The organism is Micromonospora sp. NPDC047707 (assembly GCF_040704235.1).
GTDB lineage: Bacteria > Actinomycetota > Actinomycetes > Mycobacteriales > Micromonosporaceae > Micromonospora.
On record NZ_JBEYSU010000005.1, the window covers coordinates 205,249 to 227,371 of the forward strand.

The 22,123-nt window shown below is 76.2% G+C and carries 20 protein-coding genes; 12 read left to right on the forward strand and 8 right to left on the reverse strand.

Annotation, left to right across the window (positions count from 1 at the left end):
* Window positions 1-1,974: a Stk1 family PASTA domain-containing Ser/Thr kinase gene (pknB, locus tag AB0873_RS07995; protein ID WP_366598944.1), complete on the reverse strand. Its 1,974-nt coding sequence runs from the start codon at window positions 1,972-1,974 to the stop codon at window positions 1-3.
* A 188-nt stretch (window positions 1,975-2,162) separates the two neighbouring features.
* Between pknB and AB0873_RS08000 the strand changes: the two genes are divergently transcribed.
* The gene (locus AB0873_RS08000) at window positions 2,163-2,531 is read left to right on the forward strand and encodes an Rv2175c family DNA-binding protein (protein ID WP_155331070.1); all 369 of its coding nucleotides are present in this window, start codon (window positions 2,163-2,165) and stop codon (window positions 2,529-2,531) included.
* 36 nt (window positions 2,532-2,567) lie between these two features.
* On the opposite strand, the gene AB0873_RS08005 is transcribed toward AB0873_RS08000, so the two are convergent.
* Complete coding sequence (locus tag AB0873_RS08005) at window positions 2,568-3,650, reverse strand: polyprenyl synthetase family protein (RefSeq protein ID WP_366598945.1); 1,083 nt, start codon at window positions 3,648-3,650, stop codon at window positions 2,568-2,570.
* 154 nt (window positions 3,651-3,804) lie between these two features.
* Here AB0873_RS08005 and metF point away from each other — a divergent pair, with 154 nt between their 5' ends.
* A complete protein-coding gene (metF, locus tag AB0873_RS08010; protein WP_155331072.1) occupies window positions 3,805-4,722 on the forward strand; it encodes a methylenetetrahydrofolate reductase [NAD(P)H] in 918 nt (305 codons plus the stop codon).
* 43 nt (window positions 4,723-4,765) lie between these two features.
* Entirely contained in the window at window positions 4,766-5,455 is a 690-nt protein-coding gene (locus tag AB0873_RS08015) for a CDP-alcohol phosphatidyltransferase family protein (protein WP_366598946.1), read from the forward strand.
* A gap of 68 nt (window positions 5,456-5,523) precedes the next feature.
* Here the strand turns inward: AB0873_RS08015 and crtI are convergent, their stop codons facing one another.
* The 6 genes from crtI to AB0873_RS08045 form a co-directional block, all read right to left on the reverse strand.
* The gene (crtI, locus tag AB0873_RS08020) at window positions 5,524-7,011 is read right to left on the reverse strand and encodes a phytoene desaturase family protein (protein WP_366598947.1); all 1,488 of its coding nucleotides are present in this window, start codon (window positions 7,009-7,011) and stop codon (window positions 5,524-5,526) included.
* A 15-nt stretch (window positions 7,012-7,026) separates the two neighbouring features.
* Window positions 7,027-8,154 (reverse strand): glycosyltransferase family 2 protein, encoded by a 1,128-nt coding sequence (locus tag AB0873_RS08025; RefSeq protein WP_366598948.1) that lies wholly within the window; start codon window positions 8,152-8,154, stop codon window positions 7,027-7,029.
* A gap of 43 nt (window positions 8,155-8,197) precedes the next feature.
* A complete protein-coding gene (locus AB0873_RS08030) occupies window positions 8,198-9,064 on the reverse strand; it encodes a carotenoid biosynthesis protein (protein ID WP_155331076.1) in 867 nt (288 codons plus the stop codon).
* Complete coding sequence (locus AB0873_RS08035; protein WP_155331077.1) at window positions 9,061-9,630, reverse strand: GNAT family N-acetyltransferase; 570 nt, start codon at window positions 9,628-9,630, stop codon at window positions 9,061-9,063. The genes AB0873_RS08030 and AB0873_RS08035 overlap by 4 nt, the downstream gene beginning before the upstream one ends.
* A gap of 81 nt (window positions 9,631-9,711) precedes the next feature.
* Window positions 9,712-10,473, reverse strand: coding sequence for a monooxygenase (locus tag AB0873_RS08040; protein ID WP_366598949.1), 762 nt, complete (start codon window positions 10,471-10,473; stop codon window positions 9,712-9,714).
* Window positions 10,474-10,501: 28 nt separating this feature from the next.
* Window positions 10,502-10,990, reverse strand: coding sequence for a YbaK/EbsC family protein (locus tag AB0873_RS08045; RefSeq protein WP_366598950.1), 489 nt, complete (start codon window positions 10,988-10,990; stop codon window positions 10,502-10,504).
* Between the two features lie 459 nt (window positions 10,991-11,449).
* Between AB0873_RS08045 and AB0873_RS08050 the strand changes: the two genes are divergently transcribed.
* The 9 genes from AB0873_RS08050 to AB0873_RS08090 all read left to right on the forward strand — a co-directional run bounded on the left by AB0873_RS08050 (window position 11,450) and on the right by AB0873_RS08090 (window position 21,987).
* Window positions 11,450-11,899, forward strand: a complete 450-nt coding sequence (locus tag AB0873_RS08050) for an SAV_6107 family HEPN domain-containing protein (protein WP_366598951.1) — start codon at window positions 11,450-11,452, stop codon at window positions 11,897-11,899.
* Between the two features lie 149 nt (window positions 11,900-12,048).
* On the forward strand, window positions 12,049-12,837 hold the full coding sequence (locus tag AB0873_RS08055; RefSeq protein WP_366598952.1) for a hypothetical protein: 789 nt from the start codon (window positions 12,049-12,051) through the stop codon (window positions 12,835-12,837).
* Window positions 12,834-14,432, forward strand: coding sequence for a DNA polymerase Y family protein (locus AB0873_RS08060; protein ID WP_366598953.1), 1,599 nt, complete (start codon window positions 12,834-12,836; stop codon window positions 14,430-14,432). Before AB0873_RS08055 ends, AB0873_RS08060 begins: the two co-directional genes overlap by 4 nt.
* A gap of 81 nt (window positions 14,433-14,513) precedes the next feature.
* Window positions 14,514-17,909, forward strand: coding sequence for an error-prone DNA polymerase (locus tag AB0873_RS08065; protein WP_366598954.1), 3,396 nt, complete (start codon window positions 14,514-14,516; stop codon window positions 17,907-17,909).
* A gap of 99 nt (window positions 17,910-18,008) precedes the next feature.
* Window positions 18,009-18,191 (forward strand): hypothetical protein, encoded by a 183-nt coding sequence (locus AB0873_RS08070; protein WP_366598955.1) that lies wholly within the window; start codon window positions 18,009-18,011, stop codon window positions 18,189-18,191.
* A 29-nt stretch (window positions 18,192-18,220) separates the two neighbouring features.
* Window positions 18,221-18,988 carry a methyltransferase domain-containing protein gene (locus AB0873_RS08075; protein ID WP_366598956.1) on the forward strand — a complete coding sequence of 256 codons (768 nt, stop codon included), beginning with the start codon at window positions 18,221-18,223 and terminating at the stop codon, window positions 18,986-18,988.
* A complete protein-coding gene (locus AB0873_RS08080) occupies window positions 18,985-20,178 on the forward strand; it encodes a nucleotide pyrophosphatase/phosphodiesterase family protein (RefSeq protein ID WP_366598957.1) in 1,194 nt (397 codons plus the stop codon). The genes AB0873_RS08075 and AB0873_RS08080 overlap by 4 nt, the downstream gene beginning before the upstream one ends.
* 38 nt (window positions 20,179-20,216) lie before the next feature.
* Complete coding sequence (locus tag AB0873_RS08085) at window positions 20,217-21,476, forward strand: DNA polymerase IV (protein WP_366598958.1); 1,260 nt, start codon at window positions 20,217-20,219, stop codon at window positions 21,474-21,476.
* Between the two features lie 115 nt (window positions 21,477-21,591).
* Window positions 21,592-21,987, forward strand: a complete 396-nt coding sequence (locus AB0873_RS08090; RefSeq protein WP_155331088.1) for a DUF3040 domain-containing protein — start codon at window positions 21,592-21,594, stop codon at window positions 21,985-21,987.
* The last annotated feature ends 136 nt before the right edge of the window (window positions 21,988-22,123 follow it).

The following is a 22,123-nucleotide window of genomic DNA, read 5'->3' on the forward strand; positions in this document are numbered from 1 at the left end:
TCACAGACACCCGAGGGTGACCGGGGTGCCCGGAGGCACCTGCGAATTCTCGTTCGGGCTCTGGAACCGGGCGATGCCGTTCGGGTTGAACTGCACCGTCACCGGGAAGCCCTGGCTCTGCAGCACCTGCTGCGCCTGCGCGCACGGCAGGTCGAGCACCCGGGGGACGACGACGAGCGGCGGCCCCTGGCTGACCTCCAGCCGGACCTGGGCGCCCTTCTCCACACCGGTGCCGTCGGCCGGGCTCTGCCCGAGGACCTCGTCCTTGGGCTTGTCGGACTCCTTCACCGTCGGCGGCTCGACGAGCACCAGCCCCAGCCGGGCCAGGATCCCCCGGGCCTCGTTCAGGTTCTTACCGACCAGGTTCGGTACCGAGATCGGCGCCTTCCCCTTGCTGAGGATCACGGTGACCTTGTCGCCCGGCTTGACCTCGGTGCCCGCCTTCGGGTCGGTCGCCATCACCACGCCGGCCGGGAGGCTGTCGTCGTAGCGGGCGGCACCCTTGACCACCTTGAGCTGCGCGTCGGCCAGGTCGGTCGCGGCCAGCTCGAACTCCTTGCCGACCACGTCCGGCACGGGGAACCGCTCCGGGCCCAACGACAGGGTGAGCGTGATCGTGCCGCCCTTCTTGATCCGGGTGGACGACACCGGGTCCTGCTGGAGGACGGCGTCCTTCGGCGCCTGCTCGTCGTGGCGGGGATCGGCGTACCTGAGGACGAAGCCGGCCCGGTCCGCCTGCGCCTCCGCCTCGGCCTTGCTGAGGCTCACCAGCTGCGGCGCCACCGTGTAGCGGCCGACACCGACCCACCAGCCGCCCACCGCGGCGATCAGGCCGAGCACCACGACGACGGCGGCGACGGCCAGCCGGCCCCGCGGGTGCCCCAGCAGCCCGGTCCGCAGGGCGGCCAGCCGGGACCAGAGGTCGCCCCCCTCCGGCGCCGCCCGCCGCCGGCCCGCCCGGGAACCGCCCTCCGGGAGCCGGGCCCAGGCGGGCCGCTCGACCGGCTGGACGGCCGCGACCACCATGGTGGGCTGGGCCACCGCCGGCTCGTCCGCCACGCGGCGCAGCACCGCCGTACGCGTGTTGGGGTTGCCCAGTTCCTCCCGGGCCATCTGCACCTCGGACAGCAGCGCTCCGGCGTCGGTCGGACGGGCACCCGGGTCGCGCCGGGTGGCCCTGGCGACCAGGTCGTCGAGCGCCTTCGGCAGCGCCGGCACCAGGGTCGAGGGCGCCGGCACGTCCCGGTCCACGTGCTGCCAGGCCACCTCGACCGGCCGGTCCCCGTCGTACGGCACCCGGCCGGTCAGCATCTCGAACAGCACGATGCCGGCCGAGTAGACGTCCGTGCGCGGGTCGGCGTGGCCGTCGGTGACCAGCTCCGGCGCGACGTACGCGACGGTGGCCATGAGCTGGCTGCCCTGCTCCTCGTGGGCGCTCGCCTCGACCGCCCGGGCGAGCCCGAAGTCGGCGACCTTCACCACGCTGTCCACCAGGTTGGCCACGCCGCCGGTCGGGGCCTCGGCGACCAGCACGTTCTCCGGCTTGACGTCGCGGTGGACCAGGCCGGCCCGGTGCGCCGCGGCGATCGCGGCGAGCATCTGCTCGGTGATGGCGAGCGCCTCGTCCGGGTTGAGCCGGCGCCGCTCGGCGAGCACGTCACGCAGGGTACGGCCCCGCACGTACTCCATCACCAGGTACGGCCGGCCGCCGTGGGTGCCCTGGTCGTAGACCGCGACGACGTTGGGATGGGTGAGCCGGGCGATCGTCTTCGCCTCGTCGGTGAAGCGCTCGACGAAGCCCCGGCCCTCCGGGCCCTGCGCCGAGTGAATGATCTTGACCGCCACGGTGCGTTCGAGGCGCTCGTCGGTGGCGGTGTACACGGTCGCCATGCCACCACGGGCCACGCGACCGCGGATGCGGTAGCGCCCGTCGATCAGCGAGCCCAGCAACGTGTCGGCGACCTGTGTGTCCATCGGCAGGGAGTCTATGTGTCCAGGGGGTGAAGGTTGAACTGGATGCTACAGCGGACGGGCGACCGGCCGGGCCGGCTGTGGCGGCGCCACGTGTCGCCGCAGGTCGAACGGGCTGTGCCGGCGGCCGATCGCGGTCGTCACGGGGTGCCGCCACCCGTCCGGCGGGAGGGACGTGGCAGGGTGGTCGGGTGACCGACTCCGTACCCGCCGCGAACCGTGCCGCCGAACCGGCCGCCTGGCTGACCCTCCCGGACGTCGCCGAGCGCCTCGACGTGCCGATCAGCAAGGTGCACCAGATGATCCGGGACCGGGAGCTGATCGCGGTACGCCGTGACGGCGTCCGCCGGGTGCCGGAGGAACTGGTGGCCAGCCAGGGCGCCCTCAAGCACCTGCCCGGGGTGCTCAACCTGCTGGCCGACGCCGGCTACGACGACGAGGAGAGCCTGCGCTGGCTCTACCAGCCGGACGACACGCTGCCCGGCGGCACCGCGGCCGCGGCCCTCGCCGGCGACCAGGCCCGCGAGATCAAGCGCCGAGCCCAGGCCCTGGGCTTCTGACCCCGTCCGCGCCGCGGTGCGGACGGGGCGGCGGGGTCAGGCAGGGCGGCGGGTGGCGGCGATGGCCAGGTCGACCAGGGCCTGGTGGGCCTCGGTGTCCAGGTCGACGGTGGCCAGCGCGGCGAGCGCGGCGTCGGTGAGCGCCCGGATCCGCTGCTCGGTACGGGCCAGCGCGCCGCTCGCCTCGATCAGGTCCCGCAGCCGGGTCACGCCCGTCTCGTCGAGCGCCGGATCGCCGAGACCGCCGAGCAACACCTCCCGCCCGACCTCGTCGGTCGCCTCGAGAGCCGCCGCGACCAGGTAGGTGCGCTTCCCCTCGCGCAGGTCGTCACCGGCCGGCTTGCCGGTCTGCGCCGGGTCGCCGAAGACCCCCAGCACGTCGTCGCGGAGCTGGAACGCCTCGCCCAGCGGCAGCCCGTACGCCGAGTACGCCGACCGCACGTCCGGCGAGGCGTCCGCCAGGGCGGCACCGAGCAGCAGCGGGCGCTCGACCGTGTACTTCGCCGACTTGTAGCGGGCCACCTTCCCGGCCCGTTCCAGCGAGGTGTCCCCGGTGGCCTGGGTCAGCACGTCCAGGTACTGCCCGACGGTGACCTCGGTGCGCATCTCGTCGAAGACCGGCCGTGCCCGGGCCACCGTGCGCGGATCGAGCCCGGCCGAGTGCAGCAGCTCGTCCGACCAGACCAGGCAGAGGTCGCCGAGCAGGATCGCCGCGGCGTCGCCGAACCCGTCCGCGTCCCCGCCCCAGCCGGCCGCCCGGTGCCGGGCGGCGAACCGGCGGTGCACGGCCGGCTCGCCCCGGCGGGTGTCGGAGCGGTCCATCAGGTCGTCGTGGATCAGTGCGCTGGCCTGGACGAACTCCAGCGCGGCGAGGGCCGTCACGACCTGGTCGGTGTCCACCCCGCCGGCGCCCCGGAACCCCCAGTACGCGAACGCGGGCCGCAGCCGCTTGCCGCCGCCGAGGACGAACGCCTCGATCGCCTCGGCGACCGGGACCAGAGCGTCGTCGACGCCGGTCATCCAGGTGCGCCGGGCGGCCAGGAACTCGGTCAGCGCCTTGTCGACGCGCTGACGCAGCCCGGCGCGGTCGACCGGGGAGACGGGAGCAGCGTGAGTCACGCCCCGACGCTAGCCGGTCGCGCCGCCCACGACGTACCGGCGGGTGGGCGCGGCGCGCCGACGCCCGTCCGCCGCGTGGGCGCGGCGCGCCGTCGCCGGTCCGCCGGGTGGGAAGACCGTGGGTCGACAGGCCGTGCACCGCTACAGTCGTGAGGTGGCGCTCGGTCTCCCCTCGGTCCTCCCCAATCCCCAGCCGGCGATCGGGGAGCTGATCCGCGACCACCAGCCGACGTTCTCCTTCGAGTTCATGCCACCCAAAACCGAGCAGGGCGAGCGGCTGCTCTGGCAGGCCATCCGGGAGTTGGAGTCGCTGCGCCCGTCGTTCGTCTCGATCACCTACGGCGCCGGCGGGTCGACGCGCGACACGACGGTCGCGGTCACCGAACGGATCGCCACCGAGACCACCCTGCTGCCGATGGCGCACCTGACCGCGGTCAACCACTCGGTCGCCGAGCTGCGCCACGTGATCGGGCGGCTCGCCGGCGCGGGCGTGCGCAACGTGCTCGCGGTGCGCGGCGACCCGCCGGGCGACCCCACCGGCGAGTGGGTCCCGCACCCCGAGGGCGTGCGCTACGCGGAGGACCTGGTGCGCCTGGTCCGGGACTCCGGCGACTTCAGCGTGGGCGTCGCCGCCTTCCCGTACAAGCACCCCCGCTCGCCCGACGTCGCCACCGACACGGAGTACTTCGTCCGGAAGTGCCGGGCCGGCGCCGAGTTCGCGATCACCCAGATGTTCTTCGACGCGGAGGACTACCTGCGGCTGCGGGACCGGGTGGCCGCGGCGGGCTGCGACACCCCGATCCTGCCCGGTGTGATGCCGGTGACGCAGTTCAGCACCATCGAGCGGTCGGTGCAGCTCTCCGGCGCGCCCTTCCCGCCGGCCCTGGCCGCGCGCTTCGAGAGGGTCGCCGACGATCCGGAGGCGGTCCGCCGGCTCGGCATCGAGCAGGCCAGCGAGATGTGCGGGCGGCTGCTCGACGAGGGCGTGCCGGGGATCCACTTCATCACCTTCAACCGGTCGACGGCCACCCGGGAGATCTGGCAGAACCTGCAAGCCGGCGCCCGGGTGTGACCTTCGTGCCGCGACACCTCCCGCCAGGTGCGACGGTTGATCCGTGGTGGGCACACAGCTGAACTGGGACCAGTACGCGACGGCCTGGGCGCGCCTGCACGGGGGCTTCGACCCCCGCGCCGCCGCCCCGGTCGTCCGCGCCTGGCTGCGCTTCGCGTACCACGTGGGCTTCGTGCTGGGCCGGCTGCGGGTCTCCCCGACCGCCGTCACCGTGGTCGGGGTGCTGCTCTGCTTCTGCGTGCCGCTGTTCGCCGTACGGCCCCAGGACGGGCCGTTCCTCGGCGCGCTGTTCGTGCTGCTCGCCTCGGTGGCGGACAGCGTCGACGGGGCGGTCGCCGTCGCGACGAACCGCACCACCCGGCTCGGGTACGTCTACGACTCGGTGGCCGACCGGCTCGGCGAGGCGGCCTGGCTGGTCGCGTTCTGGCTGATCGGCGCCCCCGGCGCGCTGGTGGCCGCCGGCGGCGGGCTCTCCTGGCTGCACGAGTACGTGCGGGCACGGGCGGTCTCCGCCGGCATGCGGGAGATCGGCGCGGTGACCGTGGGGGAGCGCCCGACCCGCGTCTCGGTGGCCCTGGTGGGCCTGCTGCTGGCCGGCCTGACCGGGCTGATCGACCCCGACCTGGCCGCCGGCACCATCACCATGGCGACGGCCGTGTGGGTGCTGCTGGCCGGCTTCGGCCTGGGGCAGCTGCTGGCGGCCGTCCGCCGTACCTTGCTCGAAGCCGGCTGACGTTCCCGGGGAGAGGACGTTAAGAAGGGGCCCTTCCTCTACCCCAGGCGTCAAGAAGGGGCCCTTCCTTACCAGGCCGGGCCGATTTGCTCGGCGACGATCTGGGCGGAGAGGGTGACCATCGGCAGGCCGCCGCCCGGGTGGCTGGAGCCGCCGACCAGCCACAGCCCGCGGGCCGCCCCGCGGTTGGCCGGGCGGAGCAGGCCGCCGGCGGTGCCGTAGATCGCCCCACCGGGCGCGCCGGTGGCGCTGGCCAGGTCCGCCGGGGTACGGATCTCCCGGAACACCAGCCGGTCCCGCACGTCCACGCCCCGGGCGGCCAGCACGTCGAGGACGTGGTCCGCGTACGCCTCGGCGAGGCCGGGCCGCCGCCAGTCCACCGCACCGGCGGCGGTGCCGTGCCGGGGGGCGTTGACCAGCACGAACCACGCCTCGTGCCCGGCCGGGCGGACCATCTCGTCGTCCGCCACGGTGACGAAGACCGTCGGGTCGAGCGCGGGGCGGGCCCGGACACCCCGCCCCGGTGCCCCGAAGACCGCGTCGAACTCGGCGTCGTAGTCGTCGGGGAAGAAGACCGTGTGGTGCGCCAGCCCGGAGTCGCCGCGTACGCCGAGCAGCAGCACGAAGCCGGCGAGGCTGCGGTCGGTCAGACCGGCCAGCCGGCGCGGCGAGGGCAGCAGGTCCCGGTAGACGGTGAGCGCGTCGACGTTGGCCACCACCACGTCGGCGGGGACCGGGGCGGCCCGGCCGGCGAGGCGTACGCCGTGCACCCGCCCGCCGGCCGCGTCGATCCGGGTGACCCGGGCGCCGGTCTGCACGACGACGCCGAGGTCCAGGCAGCGGGTCAGCAGCGCGTCGGCCAGGGTGCCCAGCCCGCCGCGCAGGTACCAGCCGCCGAAGGCCAGTTCGGCGTACGGCACGGCGACCAGCGCGGCCGGCGCCCGGCGGGGGTCGGCGCCGGTGTAGGTGGCGTACCGGTCGAGCAGCATCCGCAGCCGGGGGTCGGACAGGTGCGTGCGGCCCAGGCCGCGCAGGGTGCGGCCCGGCGCGATCGCGGCCAGGTCACCCAGCCGCCACGCCAGCGTCGCCAGGTCGCGGGGCGAGTCGACGCGGCGGCGCAGGATGTCCCGCTCCGAGGCCGTCCAGACCCGCTCGGCGCGCCGCCACAGGCGCTGCCAGTCCGTCGCCGCACGGTCGCCGAGGGCCGCGCCGATCCGGCTGGCGAATCCGGTCGGGTCGGCGCAGGAGTCCAGCGTCGGCCCGCCGTGCGGGAAGACGTGCCGCACGATCGGGTCCAGCGGGACCAGGTCCAGGTACTCGTCGAGCTTCGCGCCGGTGTCCTCGAACAGGTCGTGGAGGACCTGCGGCAGGGTGAGCAGGCTGGGCCCGGTGTCGAAGTGGAACGGGCCGGCCGGGGTGTCGTGCACGTGTCGGCCGAGCTTGCCGCCGACCGTGTCGCCCTGCTCGAAGACGGTGACCTCGTGCCCTGTGGTGGCCAGCCGGGCGGCGGTCGCGAGGCCACCCACCCCGGCGCCGACGACCACGATCCGCGCCATGCCGCGCCCCCAGACCTAGACGACCGGACGGCCCCGCCAGGTCAGGTGCCGCCGCTTCCGCAGATGGTACGACCGCAGGGTCAGCCAACCGAGGACCGCGACCGACACGGGGTGTGCGAGCGCGTCGGGCCACCACCGGCCGCCGGTCGCCCGCGCGCTGAGCACCCGACCGGCGACCCCCAGCAGGTACGCCCCGGCGGCGCCGGCGGCCACCCCCGGCGCGCCGGCGGCCAGCGCGGCCACGGTGACCAGCGGGGGAGCGGTGTAGAGCAGGAGCAGCAGCGCGACCACCACGCCGGCGGCGAGCGGGTGCCCGAACGTGGCCCACAGCGACTTGGTGTAGCCGTCGCGCAGCTGCGGCCAGTCGTCGTACATCCGACAGGTGGCCAGCCGTGAGCCGTCGGCCAGGGCGATCCGCCCGCCGGCCCGTTTGACCGCGCGGGCGAGCTCGACGTCCTCCAGGATCCGGTCGGCCACCGCCGCGTGCCCGCCCGCGGCGGTGTAGCCGGCCCGGTCCACCAGCAGGAACTGCCCGCCGGCCGCCGCCAGGGACGGCCGCGCCGAGCGTTCCATCGCGCGCAGCGGCAGGAAGGTCAGCCACAGCCACTGCAGCAGCGGCTGGACCAGCCGGTCGGCCGCCGTCGCCACCACGATCCGGGGGTACGGCGACAGCAGCGTCACCCGCGCGGCGCGCAGTTCACCGACGGCCGCGGCCACCGCCTCCGGGGCGAGGACGACGTCGGCGTCGACGAACGCCAGCACGGTGGCGGCCGGGTCGGCGCGGGTGGCGAGTTGCCAGCAGGCGTGCGGCTTGCCCAGCCAGCCCGGCGGCGGGGCGGCCCCGTCGAGCAGGGTGACCCGCGGGTCGTCCCCGGCGACCGCGCGGACCACGTCGGCGGTGCCGTCGGTCGACCCGTCGTCGAGCACCACGATCCGCAGCCGCGGCACACCGCGCTGGGCCAGCAGCGCGCGCAGGCACGGGGTGACCCGGGCCGCCTCGTCGCGCAGCGGCAGCAGCACCGCCACCGTCTCGGTCACCTCCGCCGGCGCCGGGGCGGGGCGGCGCAGCCACCGGCCGGCGTTGACGGCGGTGTGCGCGGTCAACGCGGCCACCCCCGCCAGCAGCGCCAGCACGACGCTCACGCCGCAGCCCCGCCATGCCCGCTCCGGCCGGCGCTCCGCCCGTTCATGCCGGCGCGTCGACGCGGGGGCGGGGGTTCCGGTCGGCCGGACCGGGGCGGCGGCCCGCGCGGAGCAGTGTCACCGCCAGCGGGACGGCCGTCACCGCCATGCCGGCGGCGCCCCACAGCGCCGAGGCGGGCAGGCCGAGGAAGACGGCGTGGGCCAGCACGCTGGAGGCGTACGTCCACAGGTAGAGGGCGAGCATCGGGTCGTCGCGGCCGTCGGTGGCGGCGACGGCGGGCCCGGCCAGCGGACGCAGGGCGCCCATCAGCAGGACCGCGAAGAGCAGCCAACCCAGGTAGTTGCTGACCGGGATGCCGGGCAGGCCGGGCAGCGCGGGGGTCGCGTCCCGCCAGGACCAGTACCCCTCGGCGACCATCTGCGGGTCGAGGAAGAGGTCCCAGGTGGCCAGCCCGAGCGCCGCCAGCGCGATCCGCCGGGTGGTCCGCCCGATCCCGGCGCCGCCGGATCCGCCCGGCCCGCCGCCGGTGAGCCGTACCGCCGCGAGCCAGGCCGGCCAGGCCATCCAGGTCCAGGCGAGGGGGATGACCAGCGGCACACCGGCCAGCTTCGGGCCGAGCTGGCCGGAGTAGTCGTAGCTGCCGAACGGGAACCCGGTCGCCACACCGAGCGCCTCGATGGCGAAGCCGCCTCCGGTGGCCACCGCGACCAGCGCCGCCGCCGCCCGTGGGCCGCGGCTGAGCAGCGCGTGGCCGACCGAGAGCAGGTAGCCCAGCACCACCGTGGCGACGGTGAGCCCGGCCCGGGTCTGCCCGGCGGCCAGCGGGTAGCAGATCTGTGCCAGCACCAGCACCGCCAGCACCGCCCAGGCCGGGCGGGCGGCGCGGGTGGCCGGCACGGGACCGGTCATGCCGCGGCCGGCGCCGGGGAGGTGGGTGCGGCCAGCGGCAGGTCCCGGCCGAGCACCCCGAACGGGCGTTCGTCGCCGGGGAAGTGGAAGTCGCGCAGGATGTCGACGAAGCCGAAGCGCCGGTACAGCCGCCAGGCGCGGGACCGCTGCTCGTCGGCCTCCGGCGTGGACAGCAGGGTGGTCGTCCCCTCGGCCATGGTGAGCAGCGCGCGCAGCTGCCCCGCGCCGAGGCCGTGCCCCTGCGCGGGCGGCCGGACGTGCAGCTCCACCACCTCGAAGCAGTTGCCCAGCCAGCGCTGCCGGGCGGCCGGGTCCAGCGCGCGCCACACCTGGTCGTGCCACCACTGGCCGGCCGCGCCCAGGTAGCCGTAGCCGAAGCCGGCCAGGTGACCTTCGGTGGTGAGGCTGGCGACGGCGCGGAATCCGGGCCGCCGGACGTGGGTGGCGATGTAGCCGCGGCGGGCGTCCAGCAGGTCGGTGCGGTACCCCATCGCCTCGCCGTAGACGGCCACCACGTCGTCCAGCCGCCGGACGAGATCCTCCGGTGTCCACCGCACCAGCCTCATGCCGTACCTTCTCCCGTTCCCGACCGCGGGGCTCGCCACCCCGGCTCACTCCTCGCGCTGCTGTGCCTGATGGTTCGCTCGCTACGCTCGCTCACGCGGCCCCTCCGCCGTACCCGGGTCGCCGTCGGCGCCCCACCCCAGCACCGTCCGGTCGCCGACCACGTCGCGCACCGCGAACCGCGCGAAGAGTTCCTCCGCGTACCACCCCTCGGTGGGCGTCCGGATGATCGCGTCCCGGTGCTCCGGGTGACGGTACGCGAACGCGACCAGGTCCGCCGGATCGCGCCACACGCTGACCGTGCCCTGCCAGCCCAGCGGCGCCTCCCCGACGCCGAACCGGGCGAGCAGGCCGGGCGCGGCGCGCAGCGCGGCGGCCACCGGTGGGACCGCCCGCCAGAAGGTGACCGCGCGGGCGGGGCGCAGCCGGGCCCGGGTCAGCGCGAGCACCGGGCCGTCGGCCGGCCCGCCGGGCGGGTCGCCGAACGGCCGGCAGCCGGACCACTCGCCCCGGCTGGTGAGGGGGCGCAGGTCGACCCGGACGGCGGCGCGCGCGAGCCGCGCCCAGGCCCGCCCCACCGGGGAGCCGTCGAAGCCGGCCGCCGCGGCGGGGGAGTCCCACACCGTCAGGGCGGCCCACCGGGTCAGGTCCGCGTCACCCGGCCCGAAGCCGGTGCCGGTCCCGGTGCCGAGCAGCTTGGCGAAGCGTACGCCGGGCAGTGCGCGCAGCCGGCGCGGATCGCGGGCCATCCGGACCAGCGCCCGGGGCAACCCGCCCCGGGCGGTGCGCCACACGTGCAGGGTGACCAGGTCGGGAACGGGCTCACCGCGGCCGGCCGGGCTCACGCGGTCACTCCGGGCGACGTCCGCTCGCTCACGCCACCTCGGCCGGCGTGCCGCCGGTCACCCGGAGGAGCTCGGGGTACGTGGTGGGGAAGACCGCCCGGGGGACGCCTCCGGCGGCCCAGATCTCGGCGTACGTCTCGAGGGCCGTGTCCACCACGGTGCGCAGCGGCCGCGGGTGGCCGACCGGGGCGACACCCCCGATCACCTGCCCGGTGTGTCCGCGGACGAACTCCGGGGTGGCCCGCCGCAGCCGGGTGACCCCGATCGACGCGGCGAGACCGGCGGTGTCCACCCGGTGGGCCCCGGAGGTCAGCACGAGCAGCGGTGCGCCGTCGGCGTCGAAGACGAGTGAGTTGGCGATCTGTCCGACCTCGACGCCGAGTGCCTCGGCGGCGGCCGCGGCGGTGTGGACCGCGTCGGGCAGCAGGCGGACCGCGCTCGGCGTGCCGGAGCCGTCGCGGGCGTCCGCGCCGTCGAGCGCCTCCTGCACCGCCCGTACGTTCGGGTGTGGCTGCATGCCGCCATTCTTCCCGGTGCGCCCGGAACGGGTTCAGCCGGCCACGCTGAGGCATCTCCGGCGAGTCACACGTTGCATTTTCGTCGGAGGGAGGGTGTACTGTCAGCAGTAGTTAGAACGAATGTTCGATTGCCTCGTACGCTCGTTCCAACAGCCCCGGAGCGGTGTTTCGCGGCACCGGTTCCGGGCGGGTGCGGCTCCGCGGGCCGCACCAGGGTTCCGGGCAGTCGCGAGCCCGGGCCCGTCAAGGCAGGAGCGTCGCCCGCCGCCCTCGACCCCCGGGCGGTGGGCGACGAACCCGCCGGTCATGCCGGCCGGGTGTGGTGTGGGGAAGCGTCCACACCCGGCCGGCTTCCACACCGGTGCGTCTTCCTCCGCACCACTCGACCCGGCGGTCCCGCCGGCGGACCGGTTTCCGTCGCGGGGTGCGCGCCTCGGCCACGTGGAGGAGACAGACCCATGCCGACCAACCCGGCTCAGGCACCGACGGTGCCGGCGCACGTGCTGCCGCACCGCACCCCCGCACAGCTTCTCGCGGTCGCCCGCCAGGGGCTGGCCGAGGCCGCCCGGACCGGTCCGGACGGCCTCCGCTACGCGGCGGCCCACCTGGCCGCTCTCCGCGCCGCCGCGGCCGTGCTCGCCGCGCGCGCCCGTCCCGCGCCGACCCGGCGGAACCGGGTCACCAGCGTCTGGGTCCTGCTCTCCGGCGTCGCCCCCGAGCTGGACGAGTGGGCCCGGTTCTTCGCCGTCGGCGCCAGCAAGCGCGCCGCCGCCGAGGCCGGCATCCCCCGGGTCGTCACCGCCCGGGAGGCCGACGACCTGCTGCGCGCGGCGGAGGAGTTCGTGACGGTGGTCGAGACCGCGCTCGGCGTGGCCCACCAAGCGGCACTCGACGGCCTCGCGGCCTGATCCCCCGGCATCCGTCCCCGGGCCCGCGCCGGTCCCCCGGGGCGGCCTGCCCTGCGCCGGCAGGGCGGAGACGAGGGCCGTCCGCGCGGCCGATCCGTTTTGAGCTATCAGCAGCACACCCGCACAGCGCACGACAGGGGGTAGGTCCGATGGCGGGCCGGATGGTGGTCGGTACCGCCGCACTGGCGGGTCTGGTGCGCCCGGCGAGCGCCCCGGACCCGGCGGGCGGTCACCGGGTGCTGCCGGTGACCCCGGAACTGACCGGCCTGCTACCCAACCGGGGGCTGCGCCGTGGCAGCACGATCGCGGTCGCCGGCCAGCCCCGGCCCAGCGGCGCCACCTCCCTGGTCCTGGCGCTGCTCGCCGAGGCGTCCCGGGCCGGCTCGTGGTGCGCCGTGGTGGGGGTGCCGACCTTCGGGGCGGGTGCCGCCGCCGAGCTCGGCATCGCCCTGGACCGGCTCGCCCTGGTGCCGCACCCGGGGCCGGAGTGGGCCACCGTCGTCGCCGCGCTGATCGACGGGGTGGACGTCGTGGTCACCGCCGTGCCGGCCACGGTCTCCGCCTCGGTCGCCGATCGGCTGGCCGCCCGGGCCCGACAGCGGGGCTGTGTCCTCGTCCCGTACGGGCGGTGGGACGGCGCCGACGTGACCCTCCAGGTGGTCCGGGGAACCTGGGAGGGGCTCGGTGCCGGCCGGGGCCGGCTGCGGCGCCGGGAGGTCACCGTCTCGGCGCGGGGCCGGGGCGCCGCCGCCCGCCCCCGGGAGGTGACGGTCTGGCTGCCCGGTGACGCGCTGACCCGGATCATTCCCCGTCCGGTCCCCGGCACCCCGGTCGCCTCGGTCACCGGCCGCTCGGCCGCCGGTCGGCTCCGCGCCGTGCCGGCGGCCTCCGCCGCCGAGCCGTCCCCGCCGGCGCTCACCCTGGTCGGCCCGGCGTGACCGGCGGGTCCCGTCCCGCGGCGACCGGCGGGTCCGTCGCGCCGGTACGCACGCTGGTGCTCTGGTGTCCGGACTGGCCGGTGATCGCCGCCGAGATCGTCGACGGGGTGCCGGCCACCGAGCCGGTCGCGGTGCTGCACGCCAACCGGGTGGTCGCCTGCTCCGAGCAGGCCCGGGCGGAAGGGGTGCGCCGGGGGCTGCGCAGGCGGGAGGCGCAGGGCCGGTGCCCCCGGCTCATCGTCGTCGACCACGACCCGGCCCGGGACGCCCGGGCGTTCGAGCCGGTGGTGGCCGCGGTCGAGGAGCTGGTGGCCGGCGTCGAGGTGGTCCGCCCCGGCGCGTGCGCGGTGGCGGCCCGGGGGCCGAGCCGCTACCTCGGGGGCGAGGAGGCGGCGGCGGAGCGGATCGTCGAGCACGTCGCCCAGGCCTGCGCGGTGGAGAGCCAGATCGGCATCGCCGACGGGGTCTTCGCCGCGGGGCTGGCCGGCCGCTCGGGCCGGGTCGTCCCGCCCGACGGGACACCGCGGTTCCTCGCCGGCCTGCCGGTCGAGGCGCTCGGCCGTCCGGCCCTGGCCGACCTGCTGCGTCGGCTCGGTGTGCGTACCCTCGGCGACTTCGCGGCGCTGCCCGCCGGGGACGTGCTGGCCCGGTTCGGTTTCGACGGTGCGCTGGCTCACCGGCTGGCGGCGGGGCGGGACCACCGTCCGCTCGCGGTCCGGCAACCCCCGGCCGACCTGGCGGTCACCGCCGACCAGGACGACCCCCTCGACCGGGTCGACGCGGCGGCCTTCGTCGCCCGGGCGCTGGCCGAGCGGCTGCACGACCGTCTCGCCGCGCACGGGCTGGCCTGCACCCGGCTCGGCATCGAGGCGGTCACCGCGCACGGCCAGGAGCTGCACCGGGTCTGGCGGCACGACGGTCTGCTCACCGCCGCCGCCATCGCCGACCGGGTGCGGTGGCAGCTCGACGGCTGGCTCTCCGGCGGCCGGCCCGGCCGGGCCGGTGCCCGCCCCGCCCGGCCGACGGCCGGCATCATCCGGCTGCGGCTGGTCCCCGACGGGGTGATCGCGCAGGGCGCCCTGCAACCGGGCCTGTGGGGGGAGGCCGGGGAGGAGCGGGAACGGGCCCACCGGGCGCTCAGCCGGGTCCAGGGCATCCTCGGCCCCGAGGCGGTGGTCACGGCGGTGCTCGGCGGCGGGCGGTCTCCGGCCGACCAGGTACGCCTGGTGCCGTGGGGCGACGAACGCCTCCCCGCCCGGGCGGGGGAACCGCCGTGGCCGGGTCGGCTCCCACCGCCGGCGCCGGCGGTGGTGCTCCCCGAGCCGCTCGCCGCCACCGTGCACGACGCGGCCGGCGAGCCGGTCGTGGTCAGCGCCCGCCTGGCGGTGAGCGCCGCACCGGTCCGGCTGGCCGTCGGGACCGCCCGCCCGGTGGAGATCGTGGGCTGGACCGGGCCGTGGCCGGTGGAGGAGCGCTGGTGGGCGCCGGCCGAGGCGCGGCGGCGGGCCCGGTTCCAGGTAGGCCTCGCCGACGGCACCGCCCTGCTGCTCGCGGTCGAGGGCGGCCGGTGGCTGGTGGAGGCGGTCTATGACTGACCGTCCCCTGTCGAGCTGCCCCATCCGTGCGACCGCGGCGCCGGCTCAGCCGGCGCGCCCGGCGCATCCGGGGGTGGGGGCGTGAGTTTTCACAATCCGGATCTGCCGTGGTCGGACCTGGAGCGGGTGCTCACCGGCAAGCCCGCCCGGGGGCAACGCCGTACGCCGCACGGCGAGCGGCACCTGCACGTGGTGGACCCCCTGGCGGTGGACGCCGACGGTGGGGACTCGCCGGCCTGGACCCGCAAGCGGCAGCAGTACGAGCCGCCGCCGCTGGACCGCCCGGACGGCGTGGTGCCGTACGCGGAGCTGCACTCGCACACCAACTTCAGCTTCCTCGACGGCGCCAGCCACCCGGAGGAGCTGGCCGAGGAGGCCGCCCGGCTGGGGCTGACCGCCCTCGCGGTGACCGACCACGACGGGTTCTACGGCGTGGTGCGGTTCGCCGAGGCGGCCCGCGCCCTGCACCTGCCGACGGTCTTCGGCGCGGAACTCTCCCTCGACCTGCCCGGCCCGCAGAACGGCGAACCGGACCCGCTCGGCCGGCACCTGCTGCTGCTCGCCCACGGCCACGAGGGGTACGCCCGGCTGGCCGCCACCATCTCCCGCGCCCAGCTGCGCGGCGGGGAGAAGGGCCGCCCGGTCTACGGGGAGCTGGCGGAGGTCGCCGCCGAACTGCGCGACCACGTGCTGGTGCTCACCGGCTGCCGCAAGGGGCACGTGCCGGCCGCCCTGCTCACCGAGGGCGTCGACGCGGCGGCCCGGGAGCTGGACCGGCTGACCGCGCTCTTCGGCGCCGAGACGGTGGCGGTGGAGCTGACCGACCACGGGCACCCCGTCGACGCCGACCGCAACGACGCCCTCGCCGAGCTGGCCGCCGCCGCCGGGCTGCCGACGGTGGCGACGAACAACGTGCACTACGCCACCCCGGGGCGGCGCCGGCTGGCCACCACGGTCGCCGCGGTCCGGGCCCGGCGCAGCCTGGACGAGCTCGACGGCTGGCTGCCCGCCGCCGGCACCGCGCACCTGCGCAGCGGCGCGGAGATGGCGGCCCGGTTCGCCGCGTACCCGGGGGCGGTGGCCCGGGCCGCCGAGTTCGGCCGGGAACTCGCCTTCGACCTCCAGCTCGTCGCACCGACGCTGCCGGCGTACCCGGTGCCGCCGGGGCACACCGAGATGAGCTGGCTGCGGCACCTCACCGCGCAGGGCGCGCGGGAGCGGTACGGCCCGCCGGAGGCGCACCCCGAGGCGTACGCGCAGCTCGAACACGAGCTGAACATGATCGAGGAGCTGGGCTTCCCCGGCTACTTCCTGGTGGTCTACGACATCGTCACGTTCTGCCGCGAGCAGGACATCTACTGCCAGGGCCGGGGGTCGGCGGCCAACTCGGCGGTCTGCTACGCGCTGCGGATCACCAACGTGGACGCGGTACGGCACCGGCTGCTCTTCGAGCGTTTCCTCGCCCCCGAGCGGGACGGCCCGCCGGACATCGACGTGGACATCGAGTCCGACCGCCGCGAGGAGGTCATCCAGCACGTCTACGCCCGGTACGGCCGGGAGCACACCGCCCAGGTCGCCAACGTCATCTCGTACCGGCCGCGGTCGGCGGTGCGGGACGTGGCGAAGGCGTTCGGGTTCTCCCCCGGACAGCAGGATGCCTGGAGCAAGCAGATCGACCGCTGGGGTTCGGTCGCCGCGGTCGACGTGGCGGACATCCCCGAGCAGGTGGTCGGGTACGCCAACGAGCTGACTGGTGGCTCGGGGAGGTGGGCGGGGTTCCCGAGGCACCTGGGTATCCACTCCGGCGGCATGGTGATCTGCGACCGGCCGGTGATCGAGGTCTGCCCGGTGGAGTGGGGGCGGATGCCCGGCCGCAGCGTGCTCCAGTGGGACAAGGACGACTGCGCCGCCGTCGGGCTGGTCAAGTTCGACCTGCTCGGCCTCGGCATGCTCTCCGCCCTGCACTACGGCTACGACATGATCGGGATGAGCCTCGACCTGGGGGACATGACCCTGGACGACCCCGAGGTGTACGACATGCTCTGCCGGGCCGACTCGGTCGGGGTGTTCCAGGTGGAGAGCCGTGCCCAGATGGCCACCCTGCCCCGGCTCAAGCCCCGCTGCTTCTACGACCTGGTGGTGGAGGTGGCGCTGATCCGGCCCGGCCCGATCCAGGGCGGCTCGGTGCACCCGTACATCCGGCGCAAGAACGGCCAGGAGCCGGTCACCTTCGCGCATCCGCTGATGCGCAACGCGCTGGAGAAGACCCTCGGCGTGCCGCTGTTCCAGGAGCAGCTCATGCAGCTCGCCATCGACCTGGCCGGGTTCGACGCCGCCGAGGCCGACCAGCTGCGCCGGGCCATGGGGGCCAAACGGTCGGTGGAGCGGATGGCGCAGATCGCCGACCGGCTCTACGCCGGCATGGCCGAGCGGGGCATCACCGGCGAGCTGGCCGACGACGTCTACCGCAAGCTCACCGCGTTCGCCAGCTACGGCTTCCCGGAGAGCCACGCGATGAGCTTCGCGTACCTGGTCTACGCCAGCTCCTGGCTCAAGCGCTACCACCCGGCTCCGTTCCTGGCCGCGTTGCTCAACGCCCAGCCGATGGGCTTCTACTCGCCGCAGACCCTGGTCGACGACGCGCGCCGGCACGGGGTGGAGGTCCGCCGGCCGGACGTCAACGCGAGCGGGGCGAAGGCCGTCCTCGAGTCCACCCCGGACACCCGGTGGGGGAGCCGGCCGGGGGAGCCGCCGCACGCCTGGGGGCTGGGCGGGCCGGCCGTCCGCCTGGGGCTGTCGAGCGTGCGTACCCTCGGCGAGGAGGTGGCCGAGCGGATCGAGGCCGAACGGGTGGCGCACGGGCCGTACCGTGACATGCCGGACCTGGCCCGGCGCGTGGGTCTCACCGCCGCGCAGCTGGAGGCGCTGGCCACCGCGGACGCCTTCGCGTGCTTCGGCCTGACCCGCCGGGAGGCGCTGTGGGCCGCCGGTGCGGCGGCCCAGGACCGGCCGGGTCGCCTGCCCGACACGGTGACCGGCACGGCCGCGCCGACCCTGCCCGGGATGGAGGCGGTCGACCGCCTCGTCGCGGACGTGTGGGCGACCGGGCTGTCGCCGGAGAGCCACCCGGCCCGGTTCATCCGCGACCGGCTCGACGCCCTGGGCGCGGTGCCGATCGCCCGGCTCGGCGGGGTGGAGCCGGGCCGGCGGATCCGGGTCGGCGGTATCGTCACCCACCGGCAGCGCCCGGCGACCGCGGGCGGGGTCACCTTCCTCAACCTGGAGGACGAGACCGGGATGCTCAACGTCACCTGCTCCCCGGGGCTCTGGCAGCGGTACCGGCGGGTGGCGAGGACCAGCGCCGCGCTGGTGGTCCGGGGGCGGCTGCAGCGCCACGAGGGAGTGATCAATCTCACCGCCGACCGGTTGGACCCGATTGATCCTCCGGTCAGCCCCGCCGCACGCGATTTCCGTTGATCAATAAGTGATTCAGGTTACGGTTTTCCGCCCGCGACGGCGGGAGACTCCTGCCCGCGCGGGCAGAGTGGCCCGCGCGGGCAGGAGGGGAACGTGCCGATGACGGGGTATCGCGCCAACAGCGGTGGAGTTGCCAACGCCCGACGGACCCGGCTGGGCGCCGGCTGGGTGCCCGCGCACCACATGGAGATCCGTGAGTACGAGGTCACCGACGGGCCCGTCGCCAACTCCGTGCGATCCCGCCACGAGGAGGACGCCGCCGCCGGCGGAGGCGAGGCCTGACCGCCGCGTCCCCGGCCGAGCTGGACCGGGTGACTAGGCTCGTCGGGGTGGAGCACACCCGAGGCCGGCTCGCCGGGCCGCCACTGACCCCCCGTACCGCCGTGATCTGGTCGGTGCTGCGCGCCGAGCTGGACCGCCGCGGTGACACCGACCTGACGGTCCTCGACGTGGGGGGCGGCACCGGCGGGTTCGCCGTGCCGCTGGCCCAGGCCGGCCACCGGGTGACCGTCGTCGATGCCAGTCCCGACGCGCTCGCCGCGCTGACCCGCCGCGCCGCCGAGGCCGGGGTCGCCGCGCGGGTACGCGCGGTGCAGGGGGACGGGGACGCGCTCGCCGGGCTCGTCGAGCCGGCCAGTGTGGACCTGGTGCTCTGCCACGCCGTCCTCGAGGTGGTCGACGAGCCGGAGCCGGTGGTCGCCGCGCTGGCCGCCGCCCTCCGCCCGGGCGGCGCCGCGAGCGTGCTGGTCGCCGGTCGGGCCGCCGCCGTGCTCGGCCGGGCGATGAACGGGCACCTGGACGTCGCCGCCGCGCTGGCCGCCGACCCCACCGGCAGCGCCGGGCCACGCGACACCCTGCGCCGCCGCTACGACGCCGAGAGCGCCGCCGCGCTGCTGGCCGCCGCCGGGCTGACGGTGGAGGAGGTCCACGGGGTACGCGTCCTCGCCGACCTGCTCCCCGCCGTGGTCGCCGACGGCCAGCCGGCCGCCCTGCTGGAGCTGGAGCGGGCGCTCGCCGCCCGGACGCCCTGGCGGGACCTCGCCGCGCAGCTGCACCTGTTCGCCCGCCGCCCGGCATGACCGGTCCGACCTCGTCGGACGGGCGTGGGCCGGACGGGTCGCCCGGTCCGCTGGAGACCGTCGCCCCCCGGTACGGCGCGGCGAGCCTCGCCGACGTCCTCCCCGCCGCGCTCGCGGTGCTCGGGGTGCCCGGCGCCGCCGACGCGCTCGGCCTGACCACGACGCTGGCCGGCGTCCGCCGGATCGCCGTGCTGCTCGTCGACGGCCTCGGGTGGTACCAGATCCCGACCGCCGCGCCGTACGCGCCGACGCTGGCCGGTCTCGCCGCCACCGTCGGCCGGCCGCTCACCTCCGCCTTCCCGTCCACCACCCCGACCAGCCTGGTGACCCTGGGCACCGGGGCCGCTCCCGGCGCGCACGGCGTGCTCGGCTTCACCCTGCGGGTTCCCGGCACCGACCGGGTGCTCAACCACGTCGAGTGGGCCGGCGACCCGGAGCCGCTGCGCTGGCAGCCGGTCCCGACCCAGCTGGAGCGGGCGCGGGCCGCCGGTGTGCAGGTGACGGTGGTGAGCCGGCCGGAGTTCGGTGGCAGCGGGCTGACGGTGGCGGCCAACCGCGGCGGCGACTACCGGGGCGCGGCGGGTGTCGACGCGCTGGGCCGGGAGATGCTCGCCGCGCTGAGCGCCGGGCCGGGGCCGACCCTGGTCTCCGGCTACCACCCCGACCTGGACCGGCACGGCCACCTCAGCGGGGTCGACTCGGTGCCGTGGCGGATCGCGGCCGCCGACGTGGACCGGCTGCTGGCCCGCCTCGTGGACGGGCTGCCGCCGGACGCCGCGCTGCTGGTCACCGCCGACCACGGGCAGCTCGACGTCCCGGCCGGTCACCGGTTCGACCTGGACACCGATCCGCGCCTGCGCGCCGGCGTGGCCGTGGTCGCGGGCGAACCCCGCGTCCGCTACCTGCACGTCGGGCCCGGAGCCCGTGACGACGTGGTGGCGAGCTGGTCGGCGGTGCTGGGGCCCGCGGCCCGGGTGCGCACCCGGGAGGAGGCGGTCGCCGCCGGCTGGTTCGGCCCGGTGCCCGAGGAGCACCTGAGCCGGATCGGGGACGTGGTGGTCGTGTGCAACGACACGTACGCCGTCCTGGCCACCCGCTCCGAGCCGCCGATGGCGAGCCGGCTGGTGGCGTACCACGGGGCGGACACGGCGGCCGAGATGACCATCCCGCTGCTGGTGGTGCGGGGCTGACCCGGCGTTTCGTCGGACCCGGCCGCTAGCCTTCCGGCATGGGCCGCAGCCAGTCGTTGCCCCGGGGCGGCGATCCGCGCTTCGGGCCGGACGCCGACGACTCCGGCTGCCCGGTGCTGCACGTCGACATGGACGCGTTCTTCGCCTCCGTCGAGGTGCGCCGCCGGCCGGAGTTGCGCGGCCGGCCGGTCGTGGTCGGCGGGGTCGGCCCGCGCGGCGTGGTCAGCTCCGCCAGCTACGAGGCCCGACGGTACGGCGTCCGCAGCGCCATGCCCACCATGCGGGCCCGCGCGCTCTGCCCGCAGGCGGTGTTCCTGCCGCCCGACTTCAGCGCCTACTCGGCGGCCTCCCGGGCGGTCATGCGGATCTTCCGGGACGCCACCCCGCTGGTCGAGCCGCTCTCTCTGGACGAGGCGTTCCTCGACGTGGCCGGCGCCCGGCGGCTGTTCGGCCCGCCGGCCGCGATCGGCCGGTTGATCCGCGAGCGGGTGGCGCGCGAGCAGGCGCTCACCTGCTCGGTGGGGGTGGCGTCCAGCAAGTTCGTCGCCAAGCTGGGGTCGACCCGGGCCAAGCCCGACGGCCTCCTGGTCGTCCCGGCCACCCGGGTGCTCGACTTCCTGCACCCGCTGCCGGTGTCGGCGCTGTGGGGCGTCGGGGAGCGCTCCGCCGAGACGCTGCGCCGGCTCGGCCTGACCACGGTCGGCGAGCTGGCGCAGGCGCCGTACGGCATGCTCCGCCAGGCGCTCGGCGACGCCGCCGCCCGCCACCTGCACGACCTGGCGTGGGGGCGCGACCCCCGCCGGGTCACCCCGGAGCACGCGGAGAAGTCGATCGGCGCGGAGGTGACGTTCGACGTCGACGTGGCCGACCCGGAGGAGATCCGCCGTGCCCTGCTCGGCCTGGCCGAGAAGGTGGGCGCCCGCCTGCGCCGCTCCGGCCAGGTCGGGCGGACGGTGGCGCTGAAGGTGCGCCTGGCCGACTTCCGCACCGTCAGCCGCTCCCGCACCCTCGACGTGCCGACCGATGTCGGTAGGGAGATGTTCGACACGGCGTGGGCGCTGTTCACGGCCCTCGACCCGGGTGAGCCGATCCGCCTGGTCGGCGTCCGGGCCGAGGGGCTCTCGGGGGCCTGGGAGACGCCGCGCCAGCTCGCGCTCGGCGCTCCTGAGCGCGGCTGGCGGGAGGCGGAAGCTGCCGCCGACGCCGCCGCTGCCCGTTTCGGGCGGTCCGTCATAGGTCCGGCCAGTCTGCTCCGGGTCCGAGATCCACGCCCCGACGAAAATCCGCGCCGGCCATAGGTCGTCCCGCTTTCCGACGCGCGGGGCCCCTCGTAGACTTGCGGGTAAGCAGCCGGTTGGCTGCCACGGTCTGTCGGCCCGACCGGGCCGACCCACGTGACCGGGGAGGAGTGCCGTGCCGCTCTCGGAGCACGAGCAGCGGCTGTTCGAGCAGATCGAGCGGTCGCTTGCCGAGGACCCCAAATTCGCCTCGGCCGTGCGCGCCAGCGACCCGCGTTTCCACGCGCGGCGTCGCCTGCTCGTCGCTGCCGTCGCGATCATCGTCGGCCTGGCCCTGTTGGTCTACGGCGTGGTGATCACCACCGCGCTGGTGTCGGTGGCGGGTTTCGTCGTCATGCTGGCCTCGGCCGCGTTCGCGGTGCAGTCGCATCGGCGGGCGCAGTCACCGGACCTGCACGTCGTGGGCGGGACGACCACACGTCGCCGGCCCCGCGGGCGGACAGGTCGGCGTCCGTCGATCCTGGACCGGATGGAGGACCGGTGGCGGCAGCGCCCGGAGGGGCACCGCTGACCCTCAGCTGACCGACCGGCCCGCCGCCGGGGCAAGCGCGTCGTCGCGGCTCCGGCGACGCTTCGCGCTTCCGTGCGCCCCGACGACCGCACCGAGCCCTCGCCTCGTCACGCCCCGCGACACCCCCCAAGATCCT